Source organism: Candidatus Woesearchaeota archaeon (genome assembly GCA_030651135.1).
Taxonomy (GTDB): Archaea; Nanobdellota; Nanobdellia; order Woesearchaeales; family JACPBO01; genus JACPBO01.
This window is the reverse complement of record JAUSCS010000006.1, coordinates 45,792-70,418: the sequence shown is the minus strand read 5'-3', so window position 1 is coordinate 70,418 and position 24,627 is coordinate 45,792. Positions and strand designations below refer to the sequence as shown.

Here is a 24,627-nt window from a genome sequence, read left to right as displayed (position 1 = left end):
CCTTGATTTCAATATTGATGTGTGCCATATCCATTAACAGATTAATGTTCCGATGAATTCTTTTTCATCCAATATATTCTTTAAATTATCAAGATTTTTTCCATTAGCAATCATAACTTTTATCCCCAATCTTTCAGCTTCTTTTGATGCAATGGGATCAAATGGGGCGTTCAGCCTTGGAGTCCATTTATCGCCGACAATCTTTCTGTAGTCTTTCCACGTCATTTCCTTTATTGGCTTTGCATCCGGGAATTTTGTTGGATCCTTGTCATAAACATAGTCTATATTTGTCAGATTAATTATTGTTTTTGATCCAAAATTTTTTGCAAGCAATACGCTGTCATAATCAGAGCTATGTCCTGGCTCCCAGCCTGATGCAACAATTATTCTTTTATTTGTTTTTATTTTTTCAGTCGGGTTATTGACAACTTTTTCATAAGCATGATCAGAGAAGATGCATCTTACAAGCTCTGCATTTAATTTTGTGCAGGCTATGCCGAGCCAGTCGAGATCATCATCATCAATATCGGTTATCTGTTTTGCTGCAGTGTTGTACTTCTTATTTACGTTTCCGCCTCCGCATACAATTATTATTTTATTGTTTTTTTTAATAAAGCCTAAAACAAGAGCTCTGAAATTTTTTAAAAAACCAACATCTATGCTGTCTGGAACGATCAATGAACCGCCTAATGAAACAACAGTTGTTTTCATTTCAGCTCCCAATCCCGATAAAGCTAACACCTAAAATAATCAATCCTATGCCGATCCACCTGAGCAAAGTCATTTTTTCCTTTAAAAATTTTATTGACAGCAAGCTGACCCAAACATAGCTCAGCGATACAAAAGGATAGAGCACAGATAATTCGCCGCCTTTCAATGCAGGAATGAATGCAACTGTGCCGAGGCCGTATAATACAACTCCGCCAATAAATTTCCAATTCATGTATACTTTTATGCCTGAAAATTCATTTGAAGCCTTTTTCCAGAGTATTGGAGCTAATGCTGCAATGACTGTGCCCAATATCACAAGGCCGATTGCCCATAACTGCGTACCCATTTTATTTTTTCCCTCCTGCTGGCTTAAGGTTTATGAAAATAACTCCGAATAAAATTGATAAAACACCGAGCCATTTAAGCATATTCATGGCATCACCGAAAAAATAGATCGACAACAAACCGACAAAGATGTAGCTTGCTGCAATTATGGGATAAAGGACAGAAACATCGCCGCCTTTAAAGGCAATGAGCATAAGAATGGCTGCAATGCCGTATACCAGTAGGCCGCCTATTAATATATAGTTGGTTATTACTGAATAAAAGCTGAAAGAATCAATTTTATTGACGCCCAATTTATAGAGAATCTGGGCAACTGATGTAAGAATTGTAACGATGAATATCAGTATGATTGCCCATGCTTTTGTTGCCATCAAGCACCTTTAAAAGTTTTAATTTTATTCTTAGAAAATTCCACCCATCTGTGGTGCCTACGGTCATTTTCTCGCAAAGCTCGAAAATGCCCTACTCGGCATCCCGCAGGGAGCAACCCCTGCCTCGTCGGCACCATAGGTGTAATTTTCATTTAATTTATTGGATAAACATTCATTTAATCCTTTAGCAATGCTTCGACTATTACTGCATATGCCGGCCTTGTTATAAACACGCCGATTGAAATTGCAAGTATTGTTGTCAAAGCAAAGCCTCTCAATAACCCTGCTCCTGCAAAATATAAGGGAGTCATTGCAGCGATCAATGTCAGATAAGCTCCGAATATTATGAAAAACGCATTTTTGATTCTCTTCTTCCAGTCATAAGCAGCCTCTGACTTTTCTCCTTTAAGTATCTCGTCTGTTATGACAATCTGATCATCAACACCGGTTCCGACAGAAACAATAATGGCGGCAATAGCGGCCAGGTCAACATTCCACCCAATCACTGCTGCAAGGCCAAGCACAAGGAAAATTTCAACAAGGCAGGTGAACATTATCGGCAATGCAATTAATAATTTTCTGTAAACAATTACGAGCACAGCAACAACTGCCAAAACAGCAATTAAGCCCATGAAGATGGCATTTTTCAGGAATTCTTCGCCCAAGGCAGGCGATATATTGTCTGTTTTTACAATCTCAAGCTTTGCCGGAAGGCTTCCTGTCACTAATATTGTCTGCAATCTTTTCATATTCTGCAATGCATTGTTAATTGCTTCCTGCTGCGTTGCGCCGACTCCTGATCCGGATATTGCAATATCTGTTTCTGCTTTGCCTTTCAGGCCAAGCGCTATATTCAGGCTGTCAACAAGCGTTCCATCAAGGAACAAGTCCAATGGCTTATCAAGATACTGCTCTCTGGATGATGCGCTGGCATCTGTAACTTTTACTGTAAGATTTCTTGTAAGATCTGCCTGGCGCTGCGACGCATCCGGGCTCAATGATATCCTGAACCAGAACCTGCATGACCATCCTCCGGAAAACTGGCTGCAGCCGGCATTTGGATCGATTCCTGCGCAGTCTGCGCTTCTGCATACATAGGTGATATCTTTTTTCTCTCCCTTAAAAACAGTGTCGTTGCCTATCCTTGCCTCGAACTTTCCCTGCTGCGCTATAAGATTTTTTGCTTCTTCTTCATTAGCGCCGGCAATCTCAACCAAGATGAACTGGTTGCCTGACAAATCTCCGGCTTCCCTAACAACTATGTCACTCAATCCATAAACATTAAGCCTTTCTTTCATGTTGTCCAGCAATATAGCCATATTGTCTGCAGAAAGCTTTTCCTCCGGAGTTAGAAGGACGCGAACACCGCCCTGCAGATCAAGCCCTTTTCTTATGTTTGTTTTAGGAGCAGGGTAAACTCCCAATCCGATGTCTTCTACGCCGATAATTTTTGTAATTGTTTTTGGAGCTTCAATTGTATAAGTCCTGTTTACTGTCTTGTTTAGTGTTGCATTAAAATATTCCTCTGTTATTGTTTTTATTTCAGTCTCATTAAGAATCGTTATGCTTAATTTCGGCTTTGTTATTAGTGTGTAAAAATCTTTGTTAGTCTTTAATGCAAATGTTATGTTGTAGCCGAACGCATTAGTTATATTATAATAATCATCAACAGTTTTGACAGGGATATTGTTTATTGATATTACCCTTTCTCTGGCCATTGGAGCGAGATTCGGAGAGGGGCTTTTTATTCCAGCCATGCTTGCAGAGCTGTTTGGAATGACGTTTCTTATTGCAGCACCTTCATTCCACGGGTTAAAGCTGATGGCGAATAGGGCTGCCAATATGGCGATCAATAATATTATTACCCTGATGTTCTTTATTAATTTCTTAGGCTTGTTGAGATTCATTTCCTGCTCTCTTCTTTTCTTTCCATTCTAAATACCATCTTAATATTCCTGCGTTTGTGATCCATGTATTTACTATATCAAACAAAAGCCCTATTGCCAATATGAGCATTATCTGCTTTATTGTTTCTGAATTTGTGAATATGAATGCGACAACAACTGCAGCAAAAGAAGTTAAGGACATTGTCATGCCGGTTTTCATTGCATCCAAAGTCCTGACTAAAATACTTCCTTCTTTCCTTTTTAGGACCCTTGTTGTTAATAGTATATCAGTATCAACGCTATAACCTATCAGCATTAAAAATGCTGCAATGCCTGCTGTTGAAACTTTAACTCCGAGAAGATTTATTACTGCCAAAGGCATGACAATATCTGCAAAAGCGCACAATATTACGAATGATGATGGAACAAGGTTTCTGAAGTAAATGAATACAACTATGCCCATCAACACAAAAGCAAAAATCATGGTTGTTATAGTTTCCCTGAAAAAGCTCTGGCCAAGGGAAGAGCCCATTTCTTCAGCAGTGTACTGGTCTTTTGACAGCGGGCCGATTTTATCCTGCAAGGATGAGAGCAGTTCATTTTCATCAACGCCGGATGCCTCTATTATTATGCCTGTCTGCTTTCCGCCGCTTCCCAGGACTCTTACACTAATCTCGGCTTTGGTGAATGATTGTCTTAAGTAATTTTCAATCTCTGCTGCGCCCATCTGTTTTTCAGAAAATATAGTCAATGACAGGCCGCCCTTTAAGGATATGCCTTTGTTGATGAAATCTCCTGTTGTTGCTGCCTGATAAACCACCTGGATGATCGCAGCCAATAGCACAGCGAGCATTATAAATAGCAGAACTTTGTATTTTTTATCGTAAAAGTTTTTTATATTTTCCGTTAGCGATTTTAACAAACTTATACACCCCACGATAAAGAAAAATCAATTGTTTTTAAACTTTCGCTTTTTGTAAAGTTAAATTGCGAGTTTATATTTTATTCATTTTTTCTCTTTCAATTTTTATTGAAAATTGCCGGTTTAATACCTCGGGCTTCAGCCCGACAATTTTCAATCCCGAAAACCGCACGACAAATACCTCTGGCTTTAGCCTGAGGATTAGTGCGGTTTTCGTTATTTGCGTATAGACTTTTGCTTCACAAAGCATATAAAGGGTCGAAAAAGGCCTAAAAACCGAAATATTTAAATATGAACGCTTTCTCTAAACATTAAATAAATCATTTTTAAGAGGTTAAGTGGGTTGATAGCTGTTAAAAAAGGTGATAAAATGGGTAAAGAGTTAGTTTCTGACATAGTCGGGCGGTATACAGTTAAGTTTTCAATGTTCATTCTCGTTGCCGTCTTAATCAGTTTACTTAGCGTGAGCTATGCAAGCGCAAATATTGTCATAAATACCAGTTCTTTTGCGCCTGGGAATGGCTCTCTTTTTAACTATAATTCAAGTATAAATGTGACATTCAGCGTTACAGGAAACGATACAAAATTTAATTGTTCAGTTTTGTTGCAGGGCGCCAATACAGCTTCATGGGCTGCATGGGGCGTGGTTGGAAGCAATACAACCGGAGACAACAGGACGGTTGCTTTAAATCAAACTCTTACAACTATCAGATTTAATGTAGGTGCAGATGGAATTTATAATTGGACATTGAACTGCACGCACTATTTAACAAATGACCCGGTTGAAACAAATGTTTCCGGAGTCAACATGACGTTCACAATTGATACCACTCCGCCAACAATTTATGTAAACTGGACAGGTATTGCTATTGGTGGCGCTATTAGTAGCGGTGCTCTTGGAGGCCTTGCGGATTTAGCATGGAATGGAACTGCTATCACCAATATAATCAATTCATCAAATGCAAACATGATGTTCAACTATACAATTGTTGATAATTCATCAATCCTCAATGGAACAATTGTTCTTGACCAGGCAGCAGGCTTTATGCTGACAAAGAACTTTTCAATAAATAATTTAAACACCATGCTCCAAGTTAACGGCTCCATATCTAATGGGACATCCATAACAAACCCCCCTCTAGACCAAAACCTTACTGGCGGAGGCCCGGGAGGAGCTCCACCTGTCTTAATACCTGGACCAACTGGAGCTTTATTAGGACCAGAATTCCAATTTTATAACGGGGCTCACAACGTTACTTTTGTCTTGAAGGATGCAGCAAATAACACAGCATCTAAGAGCTATGCAGTATTCTTAACTGCAGCAAACATTACGCAGATGGAGACAGCGTTGCCATTAATGTTGACTGGAGGCGCAGCAGGAGGAACTGCAAGCGGACTTATGGAGCTTACTGTATCTACATTGGCAACAAATGGAACGCTTACCAGGGCAACTGGAACAATGAACCCAGCTTCGAACCAATATGTATGGAAGTTCAATAGGTCTGTAGCTGGAACAGCTGATGTCATTCAAATAATGATATGGAACTTTACACTTTCAAATGCAAACATGAGCAACATGCAGAACATGTCATCTAATGCTTCACAGCCATCTATTCCGCCACCAGGAGGAAGTATGAGCAACGAAAGCTATGCTACGCTCAATATGTTAGGCTTCCTTCAAGACAGCATGTACGAATATGGCATAATTAATATGACATATCAGGGCCAGAGAATATATTACATCAATTACTCAACAAGCGGCGTCAATCTGGCTGCGCCAATATACACAAGACTAGCTCCTTGCGGAGATACAACTTCAAATATAGCAAATAAATCGGGCATAATACCGACAGACAAGGGATGCTTTGTCAATGACACCGCAGGAAGAACGCTTATTTTCCTAGACCACTTCTCTGGTGTAGGTGGAGTAAATGATACAACACCGCCAAACATAACTATGAATGCTCCGACATCAAATGGAACATGGACAAATGACAACACAACAACAATCAACTTCACAGTAGCAGATCTTGGAGATGCAGGCGACTTCGGTATAAATGACTCTTCGATAAATGTAACAATAACAAGAATAGTTGGGGCTCAGTATAATTACAGCTATCCGTTCAATGCATCAAGCGCAATTGCAAATATCACGTGTGCAAATGGAGCAACAGGCAACAACATGTCAAGGATATGCTGGTTTACAACCAATTCATCGGTAGATGGAAACTATACTGTTAATATAACAGCAAAAGACTGGATGGGCAATATACAGAATTATACGTCCTTCTACCTTGTGGATACGAAGTCACAGGAAATAATTTTGAATGCGCCAAACCAGACAGCAAACTTGACAGTTGCAGCAGTTAACTTTAACTGGACTATAATCGACAATATGGCATCGAATCTGACATGCAACCTTACGATTGACAGCTTTGTTAATATAAGCAATATAGCGGCTCCAAACGGCACAACTATCACTCCGAATTACACCCGTGCAAGTATTGGCCAGGGAAACCATACATGGAGCATAACTTGCTGGGATAACGCGACAAATACAAACACGAGCCTGACATTTAACTTTACACTAGATAGTATCGCACCGCTTGTACAGATTAACAAGCCAAAGAACAGCTCTTACACGAATTCAACAACAATTACCTTGAACTGGACAGTAACAGACAACCGCATCAATAAAATATGGTGGAGGCTTGATGAAGGAGCAAACACAACAGCAATAACAACCAAGAATTACGAGGCATCTCTCACAATATTTACTATGGCAGAGGGTATGAATAACCTTACTGTGTTTGCGAATGACACATTCTATTGGAATGGAAGCAACACAACATACTTCGTGCTTGATACAATAGTACCAGTAATTACTTGGAACTTCACACCATCATCGGCTCTTGTAGGAGATTACATTAACATGAGCATTAATTTCACAGAAGCAAACCCAGACAACATAACCTTGCTTCTCAATGGTGCAATCTACAACAAAACATATTTGTACAACACAACAAGCAACTTGACAATGGGCATGATATCCATCAACTTTTCCATAACAACAAACAGCACATGGAACGGAACAAATGTTTTATGGGCGCAATTGTGCGATGCAGTAGGCTATTGTGTGAATACGGCAAACTTCACTGTACAAGTCAATGATTCAATAGGACCATCAGTAACATATGGTTATCCTACATATCCATTCGGAAACTTCACAAATGACAACACAACAGCATTGAACTTCAGCATCTATGATGCAGGCGGGCTTAATTTGTCGTACATAAATGTGACAATAAAGGGATTTACATATAATTATACAACAAATACCAGCCTTATTGGGGCAGGAGGAGTGTTCTGCTCAGGCTCAACCGGAACAACACTAACAATGTGCAACTTAACAACATATGAGCTTGCAACAGCAACAAATTACTCAGTAAACGTAACAGCACGGGACTTGACAGGAAACCAAAACGCATCACAAGGAGCATGGATTTTCATTGACACGATAAACCCAGCAAATGCTACATTCCTGCCGAATGCTACACTATACGGCCATGTGGTGATAAATTGGAGTAATTGCAATGATCTCGTGTTTAATTCAACAAGGATCGACATATTAAGAAGCACCAATAGCGCACTTACAAATTCATCGTTCTCTACACTGGCATCATCTTTAACGGGCGTATCATATTATAACGATACCAGCGCTGTAAACGGAACAAACTATTATTACAAAGTAAGGTGCTATGATGAAGCTAGAAATTACAATGACAGCGCAGTTCAGAATGCAACAGTCAATGACACTGTAAAGCCCGCGCAGGTTACGAATCTGAATGTAAGCGGATCTGGTGCAATAGCAACCCTCACATGGAGCGTTGTGACAGCGGATATAACTGGCACAAATGACACTGCAGGATTAAAATACAAGATTTACAGAGGAACAGCTGAACCAACATGCAGAAACGCAACCAACACAACGTGCTGGATAAATATAGCTAATATAACAACTACAACAACAAACACAACCACTGATACTGTAACAGCCACAGCAGGATACTTCTATGCTGTAACATCAATTGACGATAATGGAAATGAAAACGAAACTGTAGGGCCAGGGAACAATGTAACAATTACATTGAACTATACGGCTCCAGCAACAACTACAACAACAACGACATCGAGCAGCAGTAGCACTGGAACAACCACACCATCAACATCGACAGCAACAGCTCAATCATTTGTCTTCACCATATCATCTGGAGCAACAAAGACAATATCGATTACAACTGAGACCATAGCATTCACAAATGTGCAGGTTGCAGTAACAGCAAATGCTGACAATGTGAATATCAAAGTTGAGAAAGTTACAGAAGCGCCAGCAGCAATAGGCGCTCCAGCAGGAACTGTATACCAGAACTTGCAGGTCACAAAGACAAATCTTGCAGATGCAGCAATAGGTGCAGTAAAGATGCAGTTCAGGGTTGAGAAAACATGGCTTACTGAAAAGGGCGCAAAAGACTCCGATATTGTATTGGCAAGATATGCTGACAATAAATGGAATGACTTATCAACGAAGAAGACAACAGAGAGCGACAAATATGTTTATTATGAAGCAGCATCGCCTGGCTTCAGCTACTTTGCCGTTGTTGCAAAGACCGCTGTAGCAGCGCCAACTACACCAACAACAACACCAGTAACGCCTACAACACCAGTAACGCCAACTACACCAACAACACCGCCAGCAGCGCCAGAAGCGACAACACCTGCAGCAGAAGCAGGGCCAAGCAATGCATGGATTGTGTGGACGATAGTGATAATAATTGTGATTGCAATCATAATCGGCGTTGTGATGATGGGCAAGAAGAAGAAATAGATTTTTATTTCTTTTTTAATTAATTTTTTCTTTTGTTTTGTTTAAGAAGTTATATTTCAATAAATTCTTTCTTTTATTTTCTAATTAATTTTCTGACATTATCTTCTGCGTCCGTAAGACCCTTGCTCTCTTCTTTGCGGCCTTCTGAAATTGTCTGTCCGGATGGAAATTATTCTTTCCAGATACGGCTTTTCTAATTTCTCAATTGAGAATATATGATAATCGTTCATAACCCTGGAAAAGTTGTCATAATCATACTCGCTCAAAAGACTGATAGCTTTTCCTGACTCTCCTGCCCTGGCAGTCCTGCCTATTCTGTGAACATAGTCTTTCGAGTCTTTTGGAATGTCATAGTTATAAATGTGGGAAACATTGTCAATATGCAGGCCTCTTGAAGCAACATCAGTGCATACCAATACACTAACTCTGGCGTCATTGAACAGTCCAATAGTTCTTGTACGGTTGTTCTGCGATAAGCCGCCATGAATGGCAATCGCATCAATATTGTTTGCCTTAAGATTTTTTACAACAAAATCAGTTGTTCTCCTTGTATTGCAAAAAACCATGACCAGCTTGGAATCCTCGTTCTTCAATAAGTGCACGAGCAATGACAGCTTAATATTTCTTGAAACATCATAATAAACCTGCTTAAGCTTGCTGGGATCAACCATATTTTCAGCTGAAACATCTACTGGCTTGATCATATATTTATTGGCCAGCTCTTTTACGCGCGTTGAAATTGTAGCAGAAAAAAATAGAGTCTGCCTTTTAGCAGGGCATGCCCTGATAATCTGCTCTACATCTTCTATGAATCCCATGTCAAACATGCGGTCTGCTTCATCTAGCACCAGTAATTTAACCTTTGACAGATTGATTGTTCTTCTCTCAAGATGGTCTAAGATCCTTCCAGGAGTTGCAACCACCACATTTGCTCTGTGCAGCTCGCTGATCTGCGGGCTAATGGAAACCCCTCCATAAACAGAAATAATATTAAGTTTTTTATGGTATGAGATCTGCTTTAATGATTCTTTTACCTGCTCTGCAAGCTCTCTTGTCGGAGTGAGTATTAATGCCTGCAAGCCTGCTTCAGGGCTTATATGCTCTGCAATTCCGCAGCCAAAAGCTAATGTCTTTCCAGAACCAGTTGCTGATTCGCCTATTACATCCTTTCCCGCCATAATGTGGGGTATGGATTGCATTTGGATCTGAGTTGGCTCAGTAAATCCTAATTTTTTAATTGTTGCGATTAGCTGGCTGCTTAGTCCAAAATCTTCAAATAAGTTCATTTTTTACCTCATGTATATTCGTATGTTTATTTTTATATGTTTATTCAGCACTTACTAGAAAAAGCGAAATGTTCATGAAAATGATCAAGTGCTTTCTCGTGAATAGTCAATGCTCTGTGTTTAATGCATTTGCACTACTATATAAAGCTTTCTGTTTGCTAACTACTATTAGGTAACTAATCATTGTTTGATTCTGAGATCGGTGGAATAACTCGCGTTTTACACAATTAAATTTTAGTGGCACGAACTGATAGGAGACAATTTTAACAATAACGAACTAAAACGAAAAAGAGGGGGCCCTTTCTGCGGAAAAAGAAAGGTTTATAATTCTCCTATTTTTATACGTGCATTATGCTGATGAAAAAAGGTTTAACTAAAAAAGAGGCTGAAAAAAGGCTTGAGAAATATGGTGTGAATGAACTTAGAAATATTTCTAAAACCACCCCTTTAAAAATTCTATTGAGGCAGATTAAAAGTAATTTTATGGTATATCTGCTTACTGTTGCAATGCTTATCTCTTTTTTCGTAGGCAAATCTGTCATAGCGTATACTATTCTTGTGATAATTCTTATGGTTATATTTACTGGATTTATCCAAGAGTATAGGTCAGAGAGGACGATTAGTGCATTGAAAGACATGATTGTTCCTGTTTCAATAGTAATCCGAGATGGAAAAGAGCAGGAGATTCAATCTATGAATCTTGTCCCAGGGGATATGATACTTCTAAGAAATGGCGAAAAGATTCCTGCTGATTGCTTATTGCTTGAAGAAAAAGAATTGCGCGTAAATGAATCTGTTCTAACAGGGGAGTCAAAAGAAGTAAGCAAAAAAATAGGTTCTGAGAAAAAGTATATTGATGAAAACTTGGTTTTTATGGGAACATATATTGTCAATGGCAGATGTGTAGCCAAAGTTATGCATACTGGAATGAATACACAATTTGGAAAAATTGCTGGTTTAATCTCTTCTATTGAAAAAGAATTGCCTCTTCAAAAAAAAGTTAATAAGATTGCAAAGTATATGGTTGTTTTAGCAATAGTAATCTCAGTTTTGACAGGCTTAATTATGCTTTCAAGAAGCGCAGTATTGAATGAAGAAGCAATCTTGAGTGTTTTGATTTTAGTCATTGCATTGGCAGTGTCAGCATTTCCAGAAGGGTTTCCTGTAGTTCTAATAACAACCTTGGCTACAGGAGCGCATCATATGGCCAAAAAAAATGCCATAGTAAATAGGATGTCCATAATAGAAACACTAGGAGAAACAACAATTATTTGTTCTGACAAAACTGGGACTATCACCAAAGGAGAAATGACTGTCAGAAAAGTTTTTGCAAATAACACTATTTATGAGGTTACAGGAGTAGGTTATGAAGGAAAAGGAGACTTTTTGCATAATCATAAAAGGATTGATGCCAATGATGAAACTGCTTTAAGAGATTTGGTATATAATGCAGTCTTATGCAATGATTCAATAATAGAAAGAACTGGAAATGACATGGAGTTCAGAACAATTGGCTCTCCTACCGAATCTGCACTTTCAATTATGGGAGTAAAGGCGGGATTATTTAAAGAGGACATAAAATTCAACAGGATTCAAGAAATTCCCTTTAATTCTGAAAGAAAAATGATGTCAGTATTGTGCGAAATAAACAAGGAGAAAGTTGTTTATTCCAAGGGTGCATTGGAATATTTAATTAAAAAATGCAAATTCATTCAAAAAAACAGGACAATTTCCAAATTATCTGAAGCTGAAAAAAAGAAAATACTGTGGTTTGATAAGAAGATGACTTCTAATTCGCTGAGAACTATAGCCTTTGCCTATAAAAAAGTAAATACATTTGCAAAAGATCAGTTTGAAGAAGATTTGGTATTCTCGGGTTTCGCAGGAATGGAAGACCCTGCTCGTGAAGGGGTAAAAGATGCCATCAGCCAATGTCATAGTGCAGGAATCAAAGTGAAGATGATAACTGGTGACAACAAAGAAACTGCATTATCAATTGCTAAAGAGATAGGATTGCATGGAAAAATAATGGAAGGCAGTGAATTGGATAATCTTACTGATGATGAGCTGAAAAAAGTAATAAGTGTAATTTCGATTTTTGCAAGAGTTAAGCCAGAACACAAGCTAAGAATAGTAAAAGCATTAAAATCCAATGGAGAGATTGTCACAATGACAGGAGACGGGGTTAATGATGCACCTGCCTTAAAAGAGGCGCATATAGGGATTGCTATGGGAAAGAACGGTACAGATGTTTCCCGTTCAGTTGCCGATTTAACATTGAAAGACGATAACTTTAGCACAATAGTATCCGCTATTAGTGAAGGAAGGACTATTTTTAAAAATATTAGAAAATTTTCAACATATCAGCTTTCTTGTAACTTTGCAGAATTGTTAATCTTATTTGTTGGTGTTTTATTGTCGCCATTTCTTGGGTGGCAAATCCCCATTTTACTGGCTTTGCAGATTCTTTTTATGAATCTTGTAACAGATAACCTGCCTGCAATTACTTTGGGCTTTAACCCCTCGTCAAATGAGTCTATGATGGAACCTCCAAGAAAAAATTCGGAAATACTCAATAAAAAATTGTTCATCCTGCTATTTTTTACAGGAAGTTTGATTGCAGTTTTGGTTTTATCTTCCTACTTTTTAGTTTTTAATGTCTTAGGGGCAACTCATGAATATGCGCGAACAGTGGCATTGTTCTCACTCATTGGTCTAGAGATAGTTTCTGCATTTAATTTTAGATCATTTAAGAAAGGAATTTTTAATAGAGGAGTAATGGTTAACCCTTATCTTTTTTATGCCTCTGTAATCTCTCTAATTGCAACATTTACTATAATCTACTCTCCCCTAAATAATGTATTTGAAACAGTTCCATTAAAAATTGATGGACTATTAATTGCAGTTGCAATATCCTTATCTTTAGCAATGATTTTTGATGTGTTAAAATATGTTAATAACAAGAAGAAATTTTTTGATTTAGAACATATATAAAAACACACGTCCCCTCCCCCACGAAACGACGGACTAAAATTGTCCCCTTGATACTTGTTCTTGATGGCCCCCGTTATTTTAAATCACTTAAACAGCACACTCATATATCCGACAGAATTCCTATAGTCGCCGATCACATCACCTGAAGTGTAATACCTCAATAATTCAGCCTTGGCCTGCCTGAGGCAGCCAAGCAGAACAGCAATAGGCATTGCGCCGCATATTGTTGCGCCTGTTGTACTGACATAATCAGTAAAGCCTTTTGCGTCAAGAGCTTTAATAAATTCAAAGGCGCCAAGATCAAGCTTTTTCTGTTTTTCCGCAACATCGTTTGTGAACGGAACAAAGCCGTAATCCGGGCCGTAATGCGTGAAGTCAGAGGAAATTATCACTGTAACCTTTTTATTGGAATCCATGACGGCTTCTTTGATGTCCAGAGCCAGTTTTTTAAGGTCAATATCATTGCTTATGACAATTGGAACTATTTTAAGCTTCTCTTCAAATTTTTTGTTGACAAACTGCAGAAAGGGAAGCTGGACTTCAAGGCAGTGCTCGCTTTCATGCGCAGCTTCATTAACTGCAAGATCGCTTTTACTTAGCAGGCTTTTAGCAAAATTCTGGTCGATCCTTACTAAGCCGAGCGGAGTTTCTATGCTTTCAAGAGATATGCCGGAGCCATAGCCTGAATGGCTTGGGCCGATCAGAATGTAAAGATCTGGGATTTCTGCTTCTCCAATTTCCTTGTAAGCCCATGCAGCGCAGGCGCCGGAATACGCATAGCCTGCATGCGGCGCTATGATTGCCTTTACAAAGCCGCTTCTTTTGCTTATTGGCAGTGTTCCTGGCCCGAATTTTGACAAAAAGCAGTCATTCAGCTGCCTTTCCAATGCAAAACTATTTGATTCATAAAATTGCCCTGCAAAAACAGCTTTTCTGGTCATGTCATTAGTTATAGCTCTTTGGTATTTATACTTTTTCTTTTGACAAAAGACATTATCAGGAAAATAAAAAACAGCAGGAACAGAAATACAAGGAACCAGGCGATTAATTTTTTTGTAAAATCCCCTTCTTTAGGCGCTATGCCAAGCGCCAGGGCTTTTGTCTTGTTTGATGCGGTGTTTATTGTATTATTTGAATTGGATGTTGTATTTGAAATATTGGCTGTGGCATTGATATTTGTTACGTTTGTTAAATTTATAGATGCTGCATTCAGCGTTGTGTTTAATTCTGTTGTCTTGTTTTCGCTCTTTGCACTTAATGGCGCAGTTATATTTTTAATCTCATTTATTGTAAAACTTTCTCCATAAAACCCGGAATAATATGCTTTTACACTTATGAAATTTGAAATATTCAGATCTTCAAGGCTGAAATTTTTCCTGAATATGCTGAAATAATAGCCAGGCTCGATCATATCAATGCTGAAATTATAACTATTGTTGCTGAAAATGACAGATGCATTTATATTTTTAAATGACAGCTTTGACTCGTTGTTTACAAGGCCGACCTCAACATAAGTTTCATTAGTCTGGTTCTTTATTCTGTAGATTGTCTTTAGCTTCTTTGAAGAAACATTTAACTGTATGATTTTTTCATTGATTGTCTGCGTAAAGCCGACCTTGAAGATGCCTTTTTCCTTAACCTCTTGTATGCCGCTTTTTACTGCGCGGAGCATAATGTAAAGTTGAACCGGTGCAGTGCCTGATTTTAAAGTGCCTTTCCAGCCATTTCCAGACAACGTGGCAGATTTGTCTATGATCTGAAGGCCGCCAGCTATGCTCAGTGAAAAATCAACTTCCATATCCCTTTCAGGATCTATGTTTGTCAAGTTTATGCTTAGATTCACTATGTCGCCGGCATTCATACTTTTATTATATTTATTAAGCTGATTTTTTATATCGAGAGAATAATCTTTTACCTTTAAGTTGATATTTTTGGCAATGCTGATATTGCTTACCCCGTCACTATAATTCAAAACAGCAATGGCAGAGATTGTAGCAGGCTGCAATGCCAATAGCGCGAGAGAGCAGCCTGCTTTTTGATAGCTCAGCAAGCTTCCCTTCCACTCTGCATAATCACCTTTAAAATCACAGCCCTGGATGTTCATTATTTTTACTGAAGAAGGAAAAGAGGCAATGTAAACTATGTTTTCTGCTGTTTTTGTTCCGTTGTTCAGGAAGGTTGTATTAACAATGGCTGTGCTGCCAACTTCAATCTCGTTTTTGTTCAACTCTAATTTAAAATCAATATTCGCAACTTCAACAGAAATTACAATATGTGCTTCATCGTATTGCGTATAAGTGCCGTAGCTGCTCGGCCTGTGCGAATCATAATAGCCTAAACGCGTTCCTAAAAAGCTTACAGTCATGCCGCTTTTTGTTTCGCTCTGGTTCTGCCTGACTAAGAAAACCTGGCCATCGCCAAATTTTACAGATGCCAATGTCCTGCTGTCATCAAGAAAAAGCGTAAAACTTTCCCCGGCTGTTGTTTTGCTGCTGTTTCCTGTGTAAAGCCAGCCATCATAAATTGTTTTTTCCCGGGCAGATGCATTTTCAATCGATGTTAAAAAGAATAGGAGAAATAAAATAAGCAATAAAACCCGAAAACCGCATACCTCTTTTTCGTTCATATTAAAAATATAAAAGAAAGAATATAAAAAGCTAACTATTTATTCGGACATTTACTCAACTTTTGTGGTTATGTCGCCTTTCAATGACCTGCTTAGGCTAGTTTCATCATTTGTGTAGTTGAATGTTATGTCGCCGCTGAATTTTGCGCCTGATGTCAAAGTTGAGCCGCAGGTTATAGTGTATGTTCCTTTTGCGCCATTAGCCAAAGTTGAAGGCGAACTTGTACTTCCGCATCCGCTGACGCTCACACCAACTGAGCTCATGCCATAACCAAGGCTGTTTTGCAGCACCAATGTTACTTGGGATGTTGTTGCCCTATGATCCAAGCAGGCTACTCCGCTAGGCATAACACATTTGCTAGGCAAAAACTTGTCCGGGCTTAAAACTCCGAAATATGCCAATGCTCCGATTGCAACAAGAACAACTAAGATGGCCCATCCATAGGTCATCAAGAATTCCATTGCAGCTTGTCCTTTCTTAAACATACATTTCACCTCTTTTTATATTGACTTATTGATTTATATGAATATGCTGTTTTTGTTAAACCTTACTTATAAACTTTTCTATATTGTTTTCTTTTTACTCGACCCTTGTAACCATGCTGCCATAAGTTGTCTTGTTAAGCAAAGTGTCCTTTTCCTCATAGTTTATTGTTATGTCGCCGCTGAATTTTGCCTTGACATCGCCATTAGAGCAGCCTGTCAAAACAAAATTTGCTTTATCCCCATTATCAAAACTCTGGCTGAATGCCTTGGTGCATGCTCCGACTGCTATATTTGTTACTGTTAAATCTTTGCCAATGGCATTTGTCAAAACTAATGTTGTCTGCGCGCTTTCAACCTTATATCCTGTGCAGGCAATCCCTGGCGAAATGATGCATTTGCTAGGCAAAAACTTGTCCGGGCTTAAAACTCCGAAATATGCCAATGCAGCTATTGCAGCCAAAACAACCAAAATAGCCCAACCATATGTTGTCAAGAATTCCATTGCAGCTTGTCCTTTCTTAAACATAAATATCACCTCGATTTTCATTTAAATTTGTTTAACCAGTATATAAATCTTACTCAACTACAGCGATAACGTTGCCTGTTATTGTGCCGCCATTCCCGCTTGCGTCAACATACTTTATTTCAATGCCCCTCTCTACGTTTTTTCCGCTTTCTTCAGTTTTGCAGTTATCCAAGCTGAGCAGGAGCCTTTCGCCGCCCTTTAAAATAAGATTCTCATCTTTTTTTTCGCAGCCTTCTACCTGAACATTGCTTATTACAATATCGCTTCCCTTGTTTTCAACAAAAATAGTTGTTGCAGTTGATGTGATTTTGTAATCAAGGCAGCCAAGATTTTCAGAAAACAGGCAGGCATACTTCTCTTTTCCATTGTCAGTTATAAACCCGAAAGACGAGAGAATGGCTATCACTATGAATACTGAAGACACAGCGCCGAGGTATGTCAGCGCAAACCTGCTGCTCAAAAAATATTTCAAGTCTTTTAAAACCATTCTTATCGCCTATTCCTTTATTCCTTCCCTTATCTAATATTTAAATTTTTCCTATGGCATTTTTGTTTTGCCTGTTTTATTTAAAAACTCTCTTCACATAATTACATCTCACAAAGACTTTTTACCTAATTTGATCATTACTGATTCTTTGCTCAAAGTTTTGCTAATGTCTTTTAATCTGCTAACAAAGTTCACCGCATCATCTAATATCTTTTCTGCATTCTTTCTTTGAGATTCCAAATTTACTTCATATTGATTCTTTGTTCTTTCCTCTTTAGCAAAGATATAGCTGACTACTAATCCTCTTGCCTTTTCTTCGGCATTTTCATATATCTTCAGCAATTCATCTTCAATTATCTTAGTATAATAAAAATAATGTAGCAGTAAATTAGTTGTAACCTCGTGGGCATATTGTTTGCCGATTTTAATCCCGATCTTTCTTAATAGGGCATTAACCGAATGGAACATAGCGTAATAACTCATTATTATGACCCATTCATGAGTATTAAATTTGGCATCATGTTTTTTTGTTTTTTCTAGTTCTTCCATAAAATCCGGATGCGCATTTAAATTAAAGTTAATTCTTGCCATTCTCAGGTTATATTCTGCTTTACCAAAATGATATTTAGCCCAAACATCATCCGGGTAAACAACCTTGATTTTATCATCTATTTTGTATTTCTTAAGTTCAATTTCCACTTGATTCTTATTAAAGATCACCATAATTTACTAAACTCCACAATTAATCTAAAAAAAATATCATCTCCATAAAGAACTACTGGCGGCTCATTAAATAATTCTATTGCTATGCTAAGTTTTGTTTTGTTTTTCAAATCTTTCATGAAATCAGTTACACTTTGTTCAATAACATGAAACCTCCTCTGGTATGGCGCATTTTTTTCATCTAAGAATTCTTTACAGCTTATACTCGTAATTCTTTTATGAGTCGTAATAAATAATATGTCTAAATCAGAATCCTTCTTCTCCTCACCTTTCGAATAAGAACCAAAAACAAGGCAAACAAAGATATGATTAATATAATTTTCTGCTATTATCTGCCTAATAGCCTCCATTATAATGTTGTGTTCTATGGAGTGCTTTTTCCTAAATTCTCCTAATGCAATATAGTAATTATACTCCTTTAAGTATTCAATTAGTTCGTCGTTAGAGTAATTAAGTTTGCAGATATTGTAATTTCCTATTTTTTCTTTTTTGATTATTCCAATTTTAAAAAGCTGGTTTACGGCATCATGGATATTCTTGTAATCTTTTTGCAGGTTATTAGACAAATTTTTAATAGTAAGACCTTCTTTATTTATAGAGAGATTACGGACTATCTTAAGATTCAATATGCTGGGTCTAAAAATGTCAGAATTTTTCATCTAGTTTTTGACTGGTGGCAGAAAGCCAACCTTTTTTGTATTTGGAAAATTCTGAGCATGCTCAAATGTCAAAAATGTTTGCATTTTTGAGCAAATTGGAAATGTGAACATTTCCAATTAACCACCTGATGCGATGGAACGCAGCTGTATGCCACTCGTCTATGATGGGTGGTTTTCGACATACCTTTTCTTACCATATTAATATGGTAGTAATGCCATATATTTAAATCTTTCTATAAAATTACCATATTTGTATGGTGTTGTTACCATATGATGCACTCAATAAATGATGTTAGCTTATCTTTTAGATCTTAACCCCTTTAGCAATTCAATTAACTTGATCCTGCTTTTCCCGAATGCCTCATCAGATATTAATTTTGAGTTATGGGCTTCTTCCAAAACTCCAAGCTCTTTTTCCAGCTTTTCCTTGAGCGCGAATTTCTGCTGCTGATCGTGCACATATTCCCTGCTTTCATATTTTTTCATCCTTGATTCAAGCTCTTTTGCCTGGCTTTTGACTGCGCTGTATCTTTTTGAAGCAAACCCTGTTATGGCCGGGCCTATATTTGATATCCTGCCTGACCAATATGTCCTTGTGAAGAACAATGCGAATGATGCTATAATTGCAATTGTCCATATTGCAGATAATTTCCTTGTTATCGGGCAGGAAACATCAAAATAAGCTGTATCTGTCAATATTGTTGAGAAATCTTTCCTAAGCCTTGAGATTACAGTATATCTGCCTGATGGAAGGGGCTGCAGGCCAAATAATTGAGGCACTATTGCTTCTTTTCCAGGCGATATATTTGTCAATGCGTATATGCTTGAAAAGACATTTTCAGAGTTTTCTGACACAACTTCTGTTTCAAGATTGAAGCCGTATGCCTTTGCAGCCATTATTATCAGTGTTGTGAGATTTACTTTTGATTTGCATATATATGATGGCTTTTCAACTATTGCCTTCAGAACAGGAACATGCTCCTGATATATTATCCGGATATTTTTTGTCTGATTGCTCTTTATCTCTTCAAAAAGAACGAAGTCAGCAGCATTCAATTCATTTTCAGATCCATTTCCCATTTCTACGCTTAATATTTTCTCCAGCTCTATCGGGATGAAGTACATTACATTCTTATAATCCTCAAGAGCAGTGTTTTCAAGCGTTGCATTGAATAAAAATTTGACAAATGTATTGTTTATTGATAAAATTGTTGTTTCCCTTTTTGATTCCATTACCGGCGGGGTCAATATCTGAAGCGTGTATTTTTGATTTATTGACGGCTCGAAGCGGTCATGCCATAATGCAAACAGCTCGTTGTCCTTTTTCAGCTCTAAAGCAGACCTTTCTTCGCCTTTAATCATATAAGCATTAAGGATATCTTTGAATACATGCGTGCTGAATCCCTGTTCAACTGCAACTTCATTCGGGTTGTAAACTTCTATTATATTGAACCAGCTTACCGGCTTATTGGCTTTTGGCGCCTCTTCCTGCTGGAAGTTTGATTCTGTTATCTGCAATGGCAGAGTTATGAATTTTTCAACTCTTATATTGATATAGGAATCTTCAAAGATCCTGCTCCCCCTGTAAGGATTATAGCCAGATACCCTTACTGGAAAAGAAAGAGTTCCGTATGGGACTTCTGCATCATAAGTTACTGAGAGCTTGTCGCTGTCGTATAGATGCCACGCTTCTCCTTTTCTCTGTATGCTGAGTGTCTTGTATTCTGCTGCGCCAATTATAGAGCTTCCTTCGGTTATTATAAGATCGCCTTCTTTAAATTCATACCATTTAGAGATTTTTGACTTGAAGGTCTTTACGCTAAGGGCAGAGTAATTAAATATACTTCCAGCAGGCAGATAAACCAAGATATTCATTTCGCTTGCGCCTTTTGTTGAATAATCCTGGATCCTGTCTACGACTTCGACATTTATAAGATTCTTTTTAACAACTTTTGAAGATACATACTCATTAACTATGTCGAGCATCGGCGTAATGCCTGAAACAATGCCTCCGCTTCCTCCACCGCCGCCACCTGCGCCACCGCCGCCACCTGGGGAGGGAGTTGGAGTTGGCGTTGGAGTGGGAGTTGGCGTGACTGTGTAGCCTGTTATTGTTTTTGCAGCTGAGCTGTTTCTAGTCAGCGGAGTTCCAGAGATTGTTTTTACTGTTATGTTTGAGAGGAAATCAAATACCTGGTCTGATGTTGATGGAGTTCCAGTCAGTATATACTGCAGCACTATGTCTTCATTCTGGCCAAGGCTGAAGTTCAGAAGAGCACTCATGTTTGTAAGATTCATGTAGATATAGCCGTCATTTGATGCGGTTGCATTAACTATTGTTATGTTTGCATAGCCTGTCATTATATAAGTTCCAGTTGAATTTACATAAAAGACATTGGCTGAGCTTGTGCTTCCAGACCATAATGCAGCTGTGCCTGTTGTTGTCTGCCTTGGAATTGTTGAGTTCATCAAAACATCATTTATGCTTATTGATGCCTGGCCAAGGTTTCGTACAGAGTCTGTAACATTCACAGTTCTGCTTGTCTCTGTGTTTGTTACTGTTGTAACTGCCTTGCTTAAAGAATCATCCATTTCATACAATGCTGGAAGCCTCATCCTGCTTATTGTTGAGCCGATGTAGATTGGGCTGTTCCACACAACTTCCCAGTTGAATGCTGCTGTATAATACGGCTTTGTGCTGTTTGTCGCCTGTATGCTCGTATAATAAGTCTGGTTTGGCGTTAATGCTGTTTCCGGGCTTGAAGATGAAATAGCAGCCTGAAGATCATCCACTCTGTACAGCGCCCATGAATGCAGTGTGTAATTCAGGGCCTGGGCAACATTGACAATATAGCCGCGGACGCGCCATAAAGTATCATAAAGCAGCTCAACTCCTTCTCTTATCGGGCCGCGGGAGAATGTGTCATTGAGCAAAACTCCGCTGATAGTTGTGTTTACATTGGATGATGCATTGGCGCTGTAATCTGAATTGAGCGCAACAGTAAGGTCTGTTTCATTATAATTTATGCCCGGCGTTATAGTGGCATTAAAGGATATTGTTAAGTTTCCATTCAATGTTCCGCTCCAGTTGATCATGTCATTGTATGAATCAGAGTCAGTGTCCTGAACTGTTGCTGTTCCTGAGGTTGCTGATGCTGATGTTATGTTCATAGAATCATTTCCACCCAATATATTTTTTGCTGACTGCATGAAAAGAGTTATTTGAACTGAAGCTGTTGTTGCTGCTGTGATGTTGAATGTAAAGTTATTCTGGACTAAAGGAATAAGATCATTGCCTCCTGCAAGATTGGCATAAGCCATACTTAATGATGTTCTGTTTGAGACATTGCTTATTGAATAAGAGCTGGCCTGCTGGCTGCTGTTTGTATCAACAAAGATCCTTGTCCTGTCGCCTGCATTCACAGATGCTGCTGTTGCCCTGTAAGACTGGGTTGAGTTGATGTTTGTATTGTTTGCTGTTGAAAAATTGATCCTGAGATACTGCAGAACATCGACTGTGTTGCCTGCATCAACCTCAACATAGCCGGTTCCTGTTGTGTTTAAAATATTGCCCGTAATATTGTATATTGTTGTTGATGTTTCTGTCAGATAAGGCGTTGGAGCTGCAAGCGCCATATGGGAGAGAACTATAATTAAACAGAAAATGAAAACCATTTTTAAAATCAGGATTTTTTTCATTTTTTATTTTCCTTCTTACTTTCTTCAAACTCAACATACCATTTCTTTGCCTTGCTGTCAAACTTGAAAACAACATTGTGCTTTTTTTGAAGATCAACTGAAAAAAGAAGAGGCATAGGGATAGTTGTTTCATAGCTGCTTCCCCTTGTGTAAAGCTTGCGCTTCAGCTCCATATGCTGCTTATTGAAAGAACTCATATATAAATATACTTATTTATTTACTTACTTTTTTACTTATATTTGGGTGCGTTTTCTAAAGGAAAACCCGAGAAGTTGATTTTTGGCGGCTGAGAAACCGAAAGCAGAGTCAACGCCTTTGGTTTTCGTTCCTAGCTTTCAGTTTCTCGCTCTGCTCAAAACCGAAAGCTTTATATAGTAAATTTCTTATATATTAGTAATAATACTACTAAAAGTGAAGAAAAATGCAAATGAGCAAAATGGAAAGTTCAGCGTATGAAGAGTTAATAAAGAACAATCTTTTCTTATTCGGGATTAAGGATTTACGCTTATTGTTAAAAATAAACAAGATAAAGGCATATAACCTCGTAAAATCCCTGAAGAAAAAGAAAATAATAATTAAAATAGGGAAAAGGCTTTTTTCATTCAGGGATGTTAACGAGCTCGTTATAGCATCCAATCTTAATTTTCCATCTTATATCTCTTTCTGGACAGCTTTAAACTATTACGGATTTAGCGACCAAACACCAAAAAAAATATTCATAGCAACAACGAAATATACGAGGGATGTTGGAAATTTTAAATATGCGACCATTTCGAAAAAAAGATTTTTCGGCTACAGGGGCTTGAATGGCGTAGTTATCGCAGAAAAAGAAAAAGCAATAATAGACTCTCTATTATTTCCAAAATATTCTGGAGGAATTAAAGAGATAATTAAATGCATGAAAGCTGCCTTAAATGAGATCGATATTAAAAAACTCATAGATTATGCATTTAAAGCAGGGAACAAGGCAGTTTTAAGAAGATTGGGCTTCATTCTTGAAGCCTTAAATGTGAAAAGCAGGTTTATTAATAAACTGAGGAAAAAAATTGGAAAGGGCTATGAAGCTCTTGATCCCACCTTAAAAAGGAAAAACAATTTAAATGAAAGCTGGCTTTTAGATGTAAATACCTAGGGCAGAATGATATCAATAGAAGAGCTTAGTTCAATAAAAGAAAAAAGAAAAACAAACCTTTATTATGAGGAGAAAGAATATCTGCAGTATATTTTTTTAAATGCTATCTCAAACTATCCTGAAAATTTTGTTTTTAAGGGCGGCACATGCCTGAGAATTTGTTTTGGCTTGGAAAGGGCATCAGAAGATTTGGATTTTAACACAAATCTTTCAATAAACGGGGTTAAGGATATAATTTATAAATGCCTAAAGGACTTTGAGCTTTTGAATATAGGGTATGAAATTTATTCAGAAAAAGAGTTTGAAGGAAATTTTAGGATTGAAGCAAGATTTAAGGGCCCTCTTTTTATAGGCAGGCAAGCCTCAACAAATACATTAAAAATAGATTTCAATAAAGGAAAAGCCAAGCATAAGGCAGTTAAAGTTATTCAGAAGCTATTTTCAGATGTTCCTCTTTTTACAATTGCTGCAATGGATGAGAAAGAGCTTCTTGCAGAAAAAATAAGAACTCTAGTAAACAGGGCAGATGCAAGAGATTTATATGATGTTTGGGTTCTTTTGAATAAAAATATTGAAGCGGACAAGAAGCTTATTTACGAAAAGCTTAAAGAAGAAAATGCAAAACTTTCCAACTTAAAATTTCCCTCAAAAGAGGAGTATGAAAGAGATTTGAAAAATCTGGTAAGCAAGTTTCCTTCCTACGAACAAGCAAGAAAAGAGGTTTCCGAGTCTCTTGCAAAATTAAAACGATAACTAACCCGAATATTCCGAACATAAGCCGCTGCGCATTGGGGTCTCGGTTTTCCTGCGAATCACTTGATAACTGCCCTGTTCCCGACATTATCGGCAATTGAACTCAAAACGGCTCTTTTTGCCATGTTTTCACCTT

General features: G+C 37.9%; 19 protein-coding genes. 4 read left to right on the top strand and 15 right to left on the bottom strand.

The window, feature by feature from the left end; all coding sequences use genetic code 11:
• Window positions 1-33: 33 nt before the first annotated feature.
• The 5 genes from pyrH to Q7J54_00550 all read right to left on the bottom strand — a co-directional run bounded on the left by pyrH (window position 34) and on the right by Q7J54_00550 (window position 4,166).
• Entirely contained in the window at window positions 34-711 is a 678-nt protein-coding gene (gene pyrH / locus Q7J54_00570; GenBank protein MDO8740049.1) for a UMP kinase, read from the bottom strand.
• A 1-nt stretch (window position 712) separates the two neighbouring features.
• Complete coding sequence (locus Q7J54_00565; protein MDO8740048.1) at window positions 713-1,057, bottom strand: EamA family transporter; 345 nt, start codon at window positions 1,055-1,057, stop codon at window positions 713-715.
• A gap of 1 nt (window position 1,058) precedes the next feature.
• Window positions 1,059-1,427: an EamA family transporter gene (locus Q7J54_00560; GenBank protein ID MDO8740047.1), complete on the bottom strand. Its 369-nt coding sequence runs from the start codon at window positions 1,425-1,427 to the stop codon at window positions 1,059-1,061.
• Window positions 1,428-1,603: 176 nt separating this feature from the next.
• A complete protein-coding gene (locus Q7J54_00555; protein ID MDO8740046.1) occupies window positions 1,604-3,334 on the bottom strand; it encodes a hypothetical protein in 1,731 nt (576 codons plus the stop codon).
• Window positions 3,315-4,166: a protein translocase subunit SecF gene (locus Q7J54_00550; GenBank protein MDO8740045.1), complete on the bottom strand. Its 852-nt coding sequence runs from the start codon at window positions 4,164-4,166 to the stop codon at window positions 3,315-3,317. Before Q7J54_00550 ends, Q7J54_00555 begins: the two co-directional genes overlap by 20 nt.
• A 439-nt stretch (window positions 4,167-4,605) precedes the next feature.
• Here Q7J54_00550 and Q7J54_00545 point away from each other — a divergent pair, with 439 nt between their 5' ends.
• Complete coding sequence (locus Q7J54_00545) at window positions 4,606-9,120, top strand: PGF-pre-PGF domain-containing protein (protein ID MDO8740044.1); 4,515 nt, start codon at window positions 4,606-4,608, stop codon at window positions 9,118-9,120.
• 98 nt (window positions 9,121-9,218) lie between these two features.
• Here Q7J54_00545 and Q7J54_00540 read toward each other — a convergent pair whose 3' ends face one another.
• Complete coding sequence (locus Q7J54_00540; GenBank protein MDO8740043.1) at window positions 9,219-10,406, bottom strand: DEAD/DEAH box helicase; 1,188 nt, start codon at window positions 10,404-10,406, stop codon at window positions 9,219-9,221.
• A 351-nt stretch (window positions 10,407-10,757) separates the two neighbouring features.
• Between Q7J54_00540 and Q7J54_00535 the strand changes: the two genes are divergently transcribed.
• Window positions 10,758-13,400, top strand: coding sequence for a cation-transporting P-type ATPase (locus Q7J54_00535; protein ID MDO8740042.1), 2,643 nt, complete (start codon window positions 10,758-10,760; stop codon window positions 13,398-13,400).
• Between the two features lie 83 nt (window positions 13,401-13,483).
• On the opposite strand, the gene amrB is transcribed toward Q7J54_00535, so the two are convergent.
• The 9 genes from amrB to Q7J54_00490 form a co-directional block, all read right to left on the bottom strand.
• A complete protein-coding gene (gene amrB / locus Q7J54_00530) occupies window positions 13,484-14,341 on the bottom strand; it encodes an AmmeMemoRadiSam system protein B (GenBank protein MDO8740041.1) in 858 nt (285 codons plus the stop codon).
• An 8-nt stretch (window positions 14,342-14,349) separates the two neighbouring features.
• Window positions 14,350-16,026, bottom strand: a complete 1,677-nt coding sequence (locus tag Q7J54_00525; GenBank protein ID MDO8740040.1) for a hypothetical protein — start codon at window positions 16,024-16,026, stop codon at window positions 14,350-14,352.
• A 51-nt stretch (window positions 16,027-16,077) separates the two neighbouring features.
• Entirely contained in the window at window positions 16,078-16,512 is a 435-nt protein-coding gene (locus tag Q7J54_00520; protein MDO8740039.1) for a hypothetical protein, read from the bottom strand.
• A 94-nt stretch (window positions 16,513-16,606) separates the two neighbouring features.
• Complete coding sequence (locus Q7J54_00515; protein ID MDO8740038.1) at window positions 16,607-17,038, bottom strand: hypothetical protein; 432 nt, start codon at window positions 17,036-17,038, stop codon at window positions 16,607-16,609.
• A 49-nt stretch (window positions 17,039-17,087) separates the two neighbouring features.
• Window positions 17,088-17,525 carry a hypothetical protein gene (locus Q7J54_00510; GenBank protein MDO8740037.1) on the bottom strand — a complete coding sequence of 146 codons (438 nt, stop codon included), beginning with the start codon at window positions 17,523-17,525 and terminating at the stop codon, window positions 17,088-17,090.
• A gap of 108 nt (window positions 17,526-17,633) precedes the next feature.
• Complete coding sequence (locus tag Q7J54_00505) at window positions 17,634-18,248, bottom strand: HEPN domain-containing protein (GenBank protein ID MDO8740036.1); 615 nt, start codon at window positions 18,246-18,248, stop codon at window positions 17,634-17,636.
• Window positions 18,242-18,907, bottom strand: a complete 666-nt coding sequence (locus Q7J54_00500) for a nucleotidyltransferase domain-containing protein (protein MDO8740035.1) — start codon at window positions 18,905-18,907, stop codon at window positions 18,242-18,244. Before Q7J54_00500 ends, Q7J54_00505 begins: the two co-directional genes overlap by 7 nt.
• A gap of 297 nt (window positions 18,908-19,204) precedes the next feature.
• On the bottom strand, window positions 19,205-22,606 hold the full coding sequence (locus Q7J54_00495; protein MDO8740034.1) for a hypothetical protein: 3,402 nt from the start codon (window positions 22,604-22,606) through the stop codon (window positions 19,205-19,207).
• Window positions 22,603-22,779: a hypothetical protein gene (locus tag Q7J54_00490; protein ID MDO8740033.1), complete on the bottom strand. Its 177-nt coding sequence runs from the start codon at window positions 22,777-22,779 to the stop codon at window positions 22,603-22,605. The genes Q7J54_00495 and Q7J54_00490 overlap by 4 nt, the downstream gene beginning before the upstream one ends.
• Window positions 22,780-23,033: 254 nt before the next feature.
• On the opposite strand from Q7J54_00490, the gene Q7J54_00485 reads away from it, so the two are divergent.
• Window positions 23,034-23,738, top strand: a complete 705-nt coding sequence (locus tag Q7J54_00485; protein ID MDO8740032.1) for a hypothetical protein — start codon at window positions 23,034-23,036, stop codon at window positions 23,736-23,738.
• Window positions 23,739-23,744: 6 nt separating this feature from the next.
• Window positions 23,745-24,491 carry a nucleotidyl transferase AbiEii/AbiGii toxin family protein gene (locus Q7J54_00480; protein ID MDO8740031.1) on the top strand — a complete coding sequence of 249 codons (747 nt, stop codon included), beginning with the start codon at window positions 23,745-23,747 and terminating at the stop codon, window positions 24,489-24,491.
• Window positions 24,492-24,627 lie beyond the last annotated feature (136 nt).